Below are 10,932 nucleotides of genomic sequence, written 5' to 3' on the forward strand. Positions count from 1 at the left end.
CCGCCACCGCCGAGCGGCTCGCGACCCTCCACTTGCGCCAGAAAAAATCGCTCGCCAATCAGTTCGCCGACCACTGCCAGTAACTGCGGTAGACGGCACGTCGCCTGAATTCGCACGTCGAGGTCCAACTGTGAATGGCGCCAGTCCACCCCGCGAGGTGTCGGCCATTGGGTCGACGGTTTCACACCGGCCTCGAACACCGCACGCAACTCATTCAGCCATTGTCTCGGGATGGCCTGGCGGAGCAGGGCAAAACCCTCGCGATGCAGGTGTTGGCGGTCGGTCATGATTTCCTCTGGGCGATGGCTGCGCTACGCAACAAGGTATAGCCGCCCAAGCAAGAGACCGCCTGGCTGCTGTAACATGCAGCACCACTTTGACCACGAGCAGCGAAAATGGATTCTCACTCGATACTGGCGTTCACCCTGGTTGGCGCGATTGCCATTGCCAGCCCCGGGCCGGCAACTTTGATGGCAATCAACAACAGTCTGGCGCACGGGCAGCGCAGCACGATCTGGTCTTCGCTGGGCAATGCCAGCGGTTTGTTCTGCCTGTCGGCGGCGGCGATGCTGGGGTTGGGCGCGCTGCTGGCCAGTTCGGAGATTCTTTTCAACGCGGTGAAGATCATCGGCGCCGGGTACCTGTTTTATCTCGGGGTCAAGCAGCTGTTCAAAAAGGGCCCGATGCTGCCAGAGGGGCTCGAAGGTGAGGCGACCAAGGCCCGGCCAACGCGCGGCAAACTCTACAAGTCGGCTTTTTTGACGGCGGTGACCAACCCCAAGGCAACGATGTTTTTCACTGCATTGTTTCCGCAATTCATCGATCAGGGCGCCGCGTTGCTGCCGCAGTTCCTGATTCTGACCTCGATCTTCATGGCGTTGTCGGTGTCGTCGTTGAGTATCTATGCCGCATTGGCGTCTCGCGCCAAGGGCGTGTTGACCCGCCCGGCGCTGTCGCGTTGGGTCAGCCGGGTGGTGGGCACAACGTTCATTGGTTTCGGCGCGGCGATTCTGACCATGCGCCGGCAGACGGTGTAACCGTCAGCGCCAACTCATACCCACTTGAACTGCGCCGGGAACCGCGCGACAAAGCAGGTTCCCGATTCAGCGGTTGAGGTGACGCTCAACGTGCCGTTGTGCGCCGCCGCAATCTGCGCGGCGATATAAAGCCCCAGTCCCAATCCCTCGTTACGCTGCCCGGCTTCGGACCGGGAAAACGGTTCGAACAGCAGCGGCATCAACTGCGCCGAAATCGGCGTGCCCTGGTTGGTCAGCGAAATCACGATTTCATCGTTCTCAGCGAAAGCGTTGAGGATGATCGGCGCGCTGGTCGAGCCATGAGTGGCCGCGTTGCCCAGCAGATTGGACAGCAACTGGCTGATGCGCAGCGCATCGCAATAGACGCCGCTCGGCACGTTCAGCGTGTGCGTGAACGTCGCTCGCGGGTGCGAAACCTGCACCTCTTCAAGGGTTTGCTGCAGCGTCTGTTGCAGGTCATCCACCAGTTTGCGCCGGACCGGAATCCCGTCGCCCAGGCGTCCACGGGCAAAGTCGAGGATGTTTTCGATCAATACGCCCATGCGCACCGAGCTCTTGCGGATCGCCGACAGCAGATTGAGCGAGCGTTTCTCTTCGGTCCTGGTTTCCAGCAGGTCGGCGCTCATGCGAATCGCGCTCAACGGTGTACGCAGATCATGCCCGAGGACCGCGATGAACTGTTCGCGCAGCCGGCCCAGCTCATTGGCATTGCTCAGTTCGGCTTTGGTCGCTTCGAGATGACTTTGCGTGTCGAGGCTCATCGCAATCAGTTGGGCGAACAGGGTCAGGGTTTTCGCGATGGCCGGCTCGTCGAGGTTCGCCGGGACTGAGTCGATGGCGCACAGCGTGCCGAAAAAGTCGCCATTGGCTTTGACGATGGGAATGGAGATGTAGCTTTCCAGGCCATAGGTTTTCGGCGTGTGGTGCAGCGAAAAAACCGGGTGGGTGCTGGCATGGCCGAAGATGACCGGCTGCTGGTGTTGACGGATTTCATGGCAGATGGTCGATTCGAGCACCAGTTCGCCACCGGGCTTGAGCCCGAAATCAATCGAGTCGTCGACCGCGCAGGCCACCCAGTTTTTCTCGGTGACCCGCGCTACCGCCGCAAAGCGCATGCCCGTGAGGTGCTTGACCATGCTCAGGATCACGGGCACCGAGTCAATGCTGCGGATGGCTTCAATGTCGGAGGAGAACGCTGGGTTGGTCATGGGCTGGCGCTTCGAGTGGGTATCGAGGCAGAGACTATCCCTTATTGCCAGCCATGACTAATGCGTCGGACTTAGAACTTGTATTTGGCCGTCAGCATGTAGCTGCGTGGATTGCCGTAGTTGTCGGTGGAACCCCAGGTGGTGTTATAGCCAATGGAGGAGTAGTAGACGCGGTCGAAAATGTTGTTCGCGTTGACCTGCAGATCCAGGTGTTTGTTGACTTCATAACCGGCCATCAAGTCGGTGACGGCGTAGCTGCCCTGTTCGAGGCGATAGGTGCTGTTGGCGACCGGAACGTCGTTGTACAGGCGGCTCTGCCAGTAGACGTTGCCACCGATACGGAATTTCTCCAGTGGGCCTTGCAGGCGATACATCGTCGACACCTTGAACAGGTGCTCGGGGATGTCGGTTTTGAAGCGCTGGTTATCGTTGTCGGGATTTTCATCCTTGATGTAATGCGCGCGGGTGAAGGTGTAGCCGGCGCCGACTTGCCAGTTTTCGGTCAGGGCACCTTGCAGTTCCATGTCCACGCCTTGGCTGCGCACCTTGCCGGAGGCCTGGTAGCAGGTCATGACCGGGCAACCGAGCTGGGTGGCAGCGAGGGCGGCGCGGTTGGTCTGGTCCATCTGGAACACGGCCAGACTGGCGTTGAGCGCGCCATTGAAGTATTCGCCCTTGATGCCGACCTCGTAGTTCTCGCCGACGATCGGGTCGAGCACTTTGCCGGAGAGGTCTTTGGAGGTCTGCGGGGTAAAGATGTCGGTGTAGCTGGCGTATACCGAATGGTGATCGTCGAGTTTGTAGATCAGACCGGAGTAGCGCGTCAGATTGCGGGTGACCTTGTAGTCGCCATCACCGGTGCGGTCATCGTAGTCGTACCAGTCCAGACGACCGCCGAGGATCAGCGTCAGCGGATCGGCGAGGCTCAGGCGCGTGGTCAGGTAGACGGCATCTTGCGTGGTCACCGTGCGGGTTTTGCTGTCGCGCACGAAGTTCGGTTTTGGCGCGCCGATGGGCCACGCGGTAGTGTACGGGTCGTACTCTTTGGAGGTCGCATCGTAGACACGGTCGCTGGCGCCGACGACCAGTTCGTGGGTGCGGCCGAAGGCTTCGAACGGGCCGCTGGCGAAGGCGTCGAACGCGGTTTGTTTGTCGGTGTTATGCGACTGATAGGCGGTGGTTTCCAGCGGGCCGTTGTAACGCGACAGGTAGGTGCCGGAGAACTCGCCATTGAGGGTCGAGGATGAGCCGGCCAGGTGCAGTTTCCAGTCGTTGTCGAAGCGATGTTCGATTTCACCGAACACGGTGTCGATCTGCAGCTTCTTGTTTTCCCAGTCGGTGCCCGGGTAGGTGGAGCGGGGCAGGTCGAGGTGGTGACCGTCGGCGCCGAGCGGCAGGCCGCCCCAGAAATAGTTGGTCTGTTCGTTCTGGCGCGAGAAGCCCAGGGCGGCTGTGGTGCTGTCGCTCAGGTCGGCTTCACCGATGGCGTAGAACAGGCCGTGATCGTTTTGTTCTTTGTCGCGGAAGCTGTCCGCGCCCTGATAGGAACTCACCACCCGGCCGCGCAGCGTACCGCTTTCATTGAGCGGGCTGGAGGCGTCGATTTCGCCACGGTAATCATCCCAGCTGCCAGCCGCGCCGGTCAGGGTCACTTGCTGATCGGCCGTCGGACGCTTGCGCACCATGTTGATCGCCGCCGAAGGGTTGCCGGCGCCTGTGACGAGGCCGGTCGCACCGCGCACGATTTCGACGCGGTCGAACATTGCCAGGTTTGGCTGCACGGCCATCGAGAATGGCGAGTAGGTGCTCGGCAGGCCGTCGTACATGATGGTGTCGATGTCGAAACCGCGCGAACTGTAAGTCTGTCGCCCCGGGCCGCTGGACTGATTGAGGAACAGACCCGGTGTGGCCTTCACCACATCGTTGATGCTGGTCATGCCCTGATCGTCCATGCGCTGGCGGGTGACAACGGTCACCGCCTGCGGCGTTTCGCGCATGGTCAGCGACAACTTGGTTGCCGTCTGCATCGGGCCGGTGGTGTAGGAGTCCGTGCCTTCAGTGGTGCTGCCCATCTGCGTGGCGCCGATTTCAGTGGCACCGAGTTCCAGCGTGGTGGCCGGCGCAGGGTTTGCCGGCGTGGCGGGCGACGCATCATCGGCCATGACCGGTGCGATGCTGGCCATACAAATAGCGACGGCCAGAATGTTGGGCGAAAGGTTGGAACGACGGTGAATGGTGTGAAACGACATCAATCTGCTTCCCCAGGTAATACCAAAACGAATCTGATGCAGGCGCATACAAGAAGTATTCGCATTAGCATGTCAGATTGATTCGCCCGAAGAAAGCCGTACGAGTCAGATAGTTAACGAATTTTTCACATTTGCCGAGTGCAGCCTTGCACCACCACCGATCCCCTGTAGGAGCTGCCGCAGGCTGCGATCTTTTGATCTTCGGTTTAATTTTGGGAAAGCAAGATCAAAAGATCGCAGCCTGCGGCAGCTTCTACAGGGAGGTTGCGGGGTTAGTCGAGGTCTTGGGCCTGATGGCGCTCGGGCACTTGCGTGTCTTCATCGCCCCATGTGCGGTTGACGCGCATTCCGCGAATCACTGCAGGTCGATCGGCGATGACTTGTGCCCAGCGTTGCACATGGGTGTATTCCTGCGCGGACAAGAACTCCGCCGCCGAGTAAACGTTATTGCGCACCAGTTGCCCGTACCAGGCCCAGACCGCGATGTCGGCAATGGTGTAGCGGTCGCCGGCCAGATAAGGGCTCTCGGCCAGGCGTCGATCCAGCACATCCAGCTGCCGTTTGGTTTCCATGGTGAAACGGTTGATCGGGTATTCGAGCTTCTCCGGCGCATACGCGTAAAAATGCCCGAAGCCCCCGCCCAGATACGGCGCCGCGCCCATTTGCCAGAACAGCCAGTTGAGGGTTTCGGTGCGTCCGGCAGGATCCTTGGGCAGGAAGGCGCCGAATTTTTCGGCCAGGTACAGCAGGATCGAACCCGACTCGAACACCCGAATCGACGGCTCGACACTGCGATCAAGCAGCGCCGGAATCTTCGAATTCGGATTGATCTCGACAAAGCCGCTGGAGAACTGATCGCCTTCACCAATGCGGATCAGCCACGCGTCGTACTCGGCGCCGGTGTGTCCCAGCGCCAGCAGTTCTTCGAGCAGAATCGTCACTTTCACGCCGTTGGGCGTAGCGAGCGAATACAGCTGCAGCGGATGTTTGCCCACGGGCAGCGCTTTGTCATGCGTCGGCCCGGCAGTCGGGCGATTGATGTTGGCGAACTGGCCACCGGATGGCGCTTCATTTTTCCAGACCTTGGGCGGTACGTAGGACGCTTTACTCATGAAACGGACCTCGTCGAATGCTGGCGGAGAAGAGATCGAACACCGTATGAAAAAATCTCGCCGGGTGCCAGCGCGATCGGCGTTATTTCATGTTGGACGGCGGCGATGACGGCTGCGGGGCGTGCGGCTTTTTTTGCATTTCACCTGCAGTCCATTTACCGCAGCGTGGGGCAGTCAAAACACTTGAGTGCGTTCGGGTCGAATGACGGGTTGGCGATCATGCTGGCTTCAGCGACTTGCAGCCACTCGCTCGCAACGCTTGAAGTTTCCCTGACCACCCACTGCTGTGGCGCGGTCCAGGCCAGCTCAATGTAGGGGCCTGCCAGTTCGGCTGTCGCGATGAGCATGTCGACCTCTTCTGCGGGCCCCGGGCACATGCCGCCGACGGCAAAGGGCACGCGTTCAGTGATCAGGCGTTCGAGCATTCGTACTTGCTCGGCGTGCGACGTAAAGGCGATGCGAAGCTCTTTGGCATTCGCCAGCGTGAACCGCAGCTCTCCCGCATCGGCGCCGTTCGCGGTAATCGATGCCAGATGCAGCGGGGGGTGGCCTGAGCCTTTGGCGTAGCGTAATCGGGTCACGGCAAATCCCTTCGGCTGAGTAGTTGAGGGTGGGTGTGTTCCATCGGCCAGCGCGCGGCCAGATGCTCAAGCAGATAATCGATGAACGCTTTGACCTTCGGCGTCAGCGCCGCACGCTCCTGCACGCAGGCATAGATTTCCATCGGTTCGGCAACCGCCTGCGCCGCGTTGGCGCCGGGTTCGAATAACGCCAGCAACTGGCCGCTGGCGAGAAAGGGCGCGGCGACAAATTCTGCCAGTCGGGTGATGCCCGCGCCGTGGATTGCCATTTGCGCCAGGGCGTCGATGTCATCGCTGATCGCCGTCGCGTTGATAGGTGCGTCGTAGCGCTGGCCGTCGCGAATGAAACTCCAGCGCAGAAAACGCCCGTCCAACGGATAACGAAACGCCAGGCAGGCATGCTGGTGCAGCTCATCCGGCGTGCTTGGCCGGCCCGCGCGTTGCAGGTAGGCGGGCGAGGCGCAGAGGATGAAGGGCAGGGCAACGATCTTGCGCGCGACGATGCCTTCTTCCAGTTGCGGCTTGATCCGCAGGCTCAGGTCGATGCCGTCGTGGATGTGGCTGATCTTGCCGTCCGTGGTCGACAACTCGACCTGCAGACGCGGGTGCAGCGCTGCAAAACCGGCGATCAGCGGCGCCAGCACATGGCGGCCGAACGCAGACGTCGAGGCGATGCTCAGTCGGCCTTGCAGCACGGTTTCGGCGACGCAGATCGAGCTTTGTGCCGATTCCAGATCCGCGGCGATGCGCTTGACCTTTTCGTAGTACAGCGCGCCGTGTTCGGTGAGCGCCATGCTGCGCGTGGTGCGTTGCAACAGGCGTACGCCGAGGTGGCTTTCAAGGCGATTGAGCGTCTGGCTGACGGCCGCTGCGCTGACACCCAGGCTTTTCGCGGCGCCGACAATCGAGCCGGATTCGACCACTTTGATAAAACTGGCAATCGCCGCTAACAGATTCATCCTTGGCCTGCCGAGAAGGGTTGATTCGTAAGTTGTGCTTTATAAAGTACCTGCGTTTACCCGTCTAGTTGGCGCGCAACCGCTTTGCTAAGGTGCCCGCTCCCTGTCAACGGATGGATGCGCCTTATGAATCAACAAACCAGTCCCGAAGCGGTTTACCTGAGTCGGCGCAAGCTGTCGGCGCGGACCACGCCGTACGTGTTTGCCCTGTACATGGCGACGATCATGGCCTTCCTCATGTCGCTGGTGATCACGGCCAGCAACTCGGGCATTGATAACGATTACCTGAGTAATGCCTTGCACGCCTACAAGCTGGCGATGCCGGTGGCGTTCCTGTGCATCCTTGTCGTTCGGCCGATCGTGATCAAACTGGTCGCATGGACCGTGCATCCGCACCGCTGAAGGCTATTTGCCCCAGTATTGCTGCACCGCCCCTTGCGCGCCTTGCACCGGATCCTGCGCGGGAAACGGCAGTTGCTCGATGGCGCGCAATTGCGCCTCGCTCGGCGCCTCACGGCAGATATCGGCGTGCTGCCCCGGCGGATAAGCGCCGACCACCAGAAAGTCTGCGCTGCAGCCGAGGTTGCAATGGCCGGTGCCGGCAGGCAGCAGCAACACATCGCCGGCGCTGACCTCCAGCACGTGCCCATGCGGGCCACCGAGCATCAGCCGCGCGTGGCCAGCGGCGACGCCCAGCACTTCATGGCCTTCGGTGTGATAGTGATGGAAGTCGTAAATCCCATAGCGCCATTGCGCCGGCCAGCCGTTGGCGTCAAAGGTGCGCTCGAACAATGCCGCCGGATCGCGGCCCTCGATTGCGATCGCTTGCGGATAGACCAGCACCGGCAAGTGCGGGTTGTTCGGTACCCAGTCGTTACGCTCAAGCAGCAAGGTCTGTACTTCAGTCATCGTGCGTCCTCCGCCGGTTATTCAACATCGACCGCGCACAAAGGCCTTCGCCTCAGAAAAACTCGTCAAGCAGCTGATAAAAGGCAATCCGGCGCTGATCGGGTTGCACGCCGTACGCCTCGAAAAATGCCGGCAGCCATTGCTCGCCAAGGTTATCGGTAATGCTGTGAGCGGCCAGCGCAAGGTCCTGATAACGGTCAGCAACGCCCAGGCGTCCACAGTCGACGAAACCGCTGAAACGGCCATGTTCGGCGAGCAGGTTGGGCAGGCACGCATCGCCATGCGTCACCACCAGTTCTTCGTGTGGCGGGCGTTCGGCGAGCAACTGTTGGAACACGTCTTCAGCGCTGCGGCCGAGGCGGGCGTCGTCGAAGTCCTCTTCATCGATAAGGCCTGCCCGGACGTGCTCGCGGGCCAGTGGGATTTTCTTGTCGAGGCAGTGATCGAACGGGCAGCTGTCGATCGCCACCGCGTGCAATTCGCGCAAGGCTTGCGCCGTGAGCGTGACGATTTGTAGCGGTGAGAGCTGTTCGCTGCTGGCCAGATCGCGCCCTGGCACGGCGGTCATCAATAACCAGTTGTGCTCGGCTTCAGTGGTCGTTTCCAGTACCCGTGGTGCGGGCAGATCAAGCGTTTCCAGCCAGCGCAGGCGCTGCACTTCGCCGGGTAGTTCGCCCCACGTCATCACTTGCTCGCACTTCACGAACAGCGCAGCTGAGTCGGCAGGGCTGATGCGCCAGACGTCGGCGCGCGATTCGCCGATGGTTTGTTGTTCGATGACAGCATCAGCAAATGTGCGCCGCCATGCATCAGGTAAGTTCATTGTCATTCGTCCTTTGCGATCACTGGGTCGGGCGCCATTGTGCCTTCGGGCAGTCGATGATGTCGTGCAAATCAATCGAAACTTCGGCGCCGAAGCGGCTGTCCAGACCCTTACACCTCCCGGCGGGTACTTCGCCGGGAATGCTTCACGCACCGGTGAAAAGCGAGGATCGAGATGACGATGACAGTGGGAGATTTTCTGGTTGAACGGCTCAGCCAATGGGGCGTCACGCGGATTTTTGGTTATCCGGGCGACGGCATCAATGGCGTGTTCGGGGCGTTGAGCCGGGCCAAGGGAAAGATCGAATTCGTTCAGGCGCGGCATGAGGAAATGGCCGCGTTCATGGCTTCGGCGCACGCCAAGTTCACCGGCGAACTGGGCGTGTGCATTGCCACGTCCGGTCCGGGGGCGTCGCACCTGATCACCGGGCTCTACGATGCGCGCATGGACCACATGCCGGTGCTGGCGATTGTCGGCCAGCAGGCACGCACGGCGCTGGGCAGTCACTATCAGCAGGAACTCGATCTGGTGTCGATGTTCAAGGACGTCGCCGGCGCGTTTGTGCAACAGGCTTCGGCACCGTCGCAGGTGCGCCATCTGCTCGACCGCGCCGTGCGTACGGCAGTGGGCGAACGGCGTGTCACGGCAATTATCCTGCCCAACGATTTGCAGGATCTTGAATACCAGGCGCCGGCCCGCGCGCATGGCACCGCGCATTCCGGCGTCGGTTATAGCAAACCGAAAGTGCTGCCTTACGAGGCGGATTTGCAGCGTGCGGCAGACGTTTTGAACGCGGGTGAAAAGGTTGCGATTCTGGTCGGTGCGGGCGCGTTGCAGGCAACCGATGAAGTGATCGCCGTGGCGGAAAAACTCGGCGCCGGCGTCGCCAAGGCGCTACTCGGTAAAGCGGCGCTGCCGGATGATTTGCCGTGGGTGACCGGCAGCATTGGCCTGCTCGGCACCGAGCCCAGCTACAAGTTGATGACCGAATGCGACACCTTGCTGATGATCGGCTCGGGTTTCCCGTATGCCGAGTTTCTGCCCAAAGAAGGGCAGGCGCGCGGCGTGCAGATCGATTTGCAACCCGACATGCTCAGCCTGCGCTACCCGATGGAGGTCAATCTGGTCGGCGACGCCGCCGAAACCCTCAACGCCTTGTTGCCGCTGCTCGAACAGAAAACCTCGAACAAGTGGCGCAAGAAGGTTGAAGGCTGGCGCGGCAGCTGGGAGAAAACCCTGGAAAAACGCGCCATGGCCAAGGCTGACCCGGTCAACCCGCAAAGGGTGGTGTATGAGCTGTCGCCGCGTTTGCCCGAGCAAGCGATCATCACCAGCGACTCCGGCTCCTGCGCGAACTGGTTTGCCCGCGACCTGAAAATCCGTCGCGGCATGCAGTGCTCGTTGTCCGGTGGGCTGGCGTCGATGGGCGCCGCTGTGCCTTATGCGATCGCCGCGAAATTCGCCTACCCGGAGCGCTCGGTGATTGCGCTGGTGGGCGACGGCGCGATGCAGATGAACAACATGGCCGAGCTGATCACCGTCGCCAAATACTGGCGGCAGTGGGCGAGCCCGAAATGGATCTGCGCGGTGTTCAACAACGAGGACCTTAATCAGGTGACGTGGGAGCAGCGGGTGATGGAGGGCGATCCGAAATTCGAGGCGTCGCAGAGTATTCCGGACGTGCCTTATCACCTCTTTGCCATTTCCATTGGCCTGAAAGGCATTTTCGTGGATCGCGAAGAGGATGTTGCCGGCGCGTGGGAGCAGGCGTTGGCTTCGGACGTACCGGTGCTGATCGAATTCAAGACCGACCCGAACGTGCCGCCGCTGCCGCCGCACATCAAGCTTGAGCAGGCGAAGAAATTCGCCACGACACTGCTCAAGGGCGATCCGGACGAAGCGGGAATTCTGATGCAAACCGCCAAGCAAGTGCTCGGCTCGGTACTCCCCGGCAAAAAATAAACTCAACACTCACCCCCCCTGTAGGAGCTGCCGAAGGCTGCGATCTCTTGATGTTGTTTTTAAGATCAACAGATCGCAGCCTTCGGCAGGTC

10 protein-coding genes and 1 pseudogene are annotated in these 10,932 nt (G+C 60.8%); 3 read left to right on the plus strand and 8 right to left on the minus strand.

Translation table 11 applies throughout. The features are described from left to right. Positions 1–287, minus strand: a pseudogene (locus PMI37_RS18835) (phytanoyl-CoA dioxygenase family protein); the annotation flags it as partial. Between the two features lie 108 nt (positions 288–395). Here PMI37_RS18835 and PMI37_RS18840 point away from each other — a divergent pair. Beyond that, positions 396–1,037 (plus strand): LysE family translocator, encoded by a 642-nt coding sequence (locus PMI37_RS18840; protein WP_008083749.1) that lies wholly within the window; start codon positions 396–398, stop codon positions 1,035–1,037. 14 nt (positions 1,038–1,051) lie between these two features. Here the strand turns inward: PMI37_RS18840 and PMI37_RS18845 are convergent, their stop codons facing one another. The 5 genes from PMI37_RS18845 to PMI37_RS18865 form a co-directional block, all read right to left on the minus strand. Beyond that, positions 1,052–2,245: a GAF domain-containing sensor histidine kinase gene (locus PMI37_RS18845; RefSeq protein ID WP_008083751.1), complete on the minus strand. Its 1,194-nt coding sequence runs from the start codon at positions 2,243–2,245 to the stop codon at positions 1,052–1,054. 71 nt (positions 2,246–2,316) lie between these two features. Further along, positions 2,317–4,494, minus strand: a complete 2,178-nt coding sequence (locus PMI37_RS18850) for a TonB-dependent siderophore receptor (protein ID WP_008083753.1) — start codon at positions 4,492–4,494, stop codon at positions 2,317–2,319. A gap of 272 nt (positions 4,495–4,766) precedes the next feature. Next, entirely contained in the window at positions 4,767–5,606 is an 840-nt protein-coding gene (gene yghU / locus PMI37_RS18855; protein WP_008083755.1) for a glutathione-dependent disulfide-bond oxidoreductase, read from the minus strand. Between the two features lie 155 nt (positions 5,607–5,761). Beyond that, a complete protein-coding gene (locus PMI37_RS32270) occupies positions 5,762–6,187 on the minus strand; it encodes a hypothetical protein (protein WP_008083762.1) in 426 nt (141 codons plus the stop codon). After that, the gene (locus PMI37_RS18865) at positions 6,184–7,146 is read right to left on the minus strand and encodes a LysR family transcriptional regulator (RefSeq protein ID WP_008083763.1); all 963 of its coding nucleotides are present in this window, start codon (positions 7,144–7,146) and stop codon (positions 6,184–6,186) included. The genes PMI37_RS32270 and PMI37_RS18865 overlap by 4 nt, the downstream gene beginning before the upstream one ends. 126 nt (positions 7,147–7,272) lie before the next feature. Here PMI37_RS18865 and PMI37_RS18870 point away from each other — a divergent pair, with 126 nt between their 5' ends. Further along, positions 7,273–7,548 carry a DUF2798 domain-containing protein gene (locus PMI37_RS18870; protein ID WP_008083765.1) on the plus strand — a complete coding sequence of 92 codons (276 nt, stop codon included), beginning with the start codon at positions 7,273–7,275 and terminating at the stop codon, positions 7,546–7,548. A 3-nt stretch (positions 7,549–7,551) separates the two neighbouring features. Here PMI37_RS18870 and PMI37_RS18875 read toward each other — a convergent pair whose 3' ends face one another. Beyond that, positions 7,552–8,055, minus strand: a complete 504-nt coding sequence (locus tag PMI37_RS18875; RefSeq protein WP_008083766.1) for a hypothetical protein — start codon at positions 8,053–8,055, stop codon at positions 7,552–7,554. Between the two features lie 52 nt (positions 8,056–8,107). Further along, positions 8,108–8,878, minus strand: coding sequence for an APH(3')-II family aminoglycoside O-phosphotransferase (locus tag PMI37_RS18880; protein ID WP_008083769.1), 771 nt, complete (start codon positions 8,876–8,878; stop codon positions 8,108–8,110). Between the two features lie 174 nt (positions 8,879–9,052). Between PMI37_RS18880 and PMI37_RS18885 the strand changes: the two genes are divergently transcribed. Further along, the gene (locus tag PMI37_RS18885) at positions 9,053–10,840 is read left to right on the plus strand and encodes a thiamine pyrophosphate-requiring protein (protein WP_008083771.1); all 1,788 of its coding nucleotides are present in this window, start codon (positions 9,053–9,055) and stop codon (positions 10,838–10,840) included. Positions 10,841–10,932: the final 92 nt, after the last annotated feature.

This window comes from Pseudomonas sp. GM80 (genome assembly GCF_000282515.1).
GTDB lineage: Bacteria > Pseudomonadota > Gammaproteobacteria > Pseudomonadales > Pseudomonadaceae > Aquipseudomonas.

Excerpts from the sequence above, each read along its gene's own strand:
- PMI37_RS18840 (WP_008083749.1), top strand. The coding sequence starts at position 396 with ATGGATTCTCACTCGATACTGGCGTTCACCCTGGTTGGCGCGATTGCC.
- PMI37_RS18845 (WP_008083751.1), bottom strand. The coding sequence starts at position 2,245 with ATGACCAACCCAGCGTTCTCCTCCGACATTGAAGCCATCCGCAGCATT.
- PMI37_RS18850 (WP_008083753.1), bottom strand. The coding sequence starts at position 4,494 with ATGTCGTTTCACACCATTCACCGTCGTTCCAACCTTTCGCCCAACATT.
- yghU (WP_008083755.1), bottom strand. The coding sequence starts at position 5,606 with ATGAGTAAAGCGTCCTACGTACCGCCCAAGGTCTGGAAAAATGAAGCG.
- PMI37_RS18865 (WP_008083763.1), bottom strand. The coding sequence starts at position 7,146 with ATGAATCTGTTAGCGGCGATTGCCAGTTTTATCAAAGTGGTCGAATCC.
- PMI37_RS18870 (WP_008083765.1), top strand. The coding sequence starts at position 7,273 with ATGAATCAACAAACCAGTCCCGAAGCGGTTTACCTGAGTCGGCGCAAG.
- PMI37_RS18875 (WP_008083766.1), bottom strand. The coding sequence starts at position 8,055 with ATGACTGAAGTACAGACCTTGCTGCTTGAGCGTAACGACTGGGTACCG.
- PMI37_RS18880 (WP_008083769.1), bottom strand. The coding sequence starts at position 8,878 with ATGAACTTACCTGATGCATGGCGGCGCACATTTGCTGATGCTGTCATC.
- PMI37_RS18885 (WP_008083771.1), top strand. The coding sequence starts at position 9,053 with ATGACGATGACAGTGGGAGATTTTCTGGTTGAACGGCTCAGCCAATGG.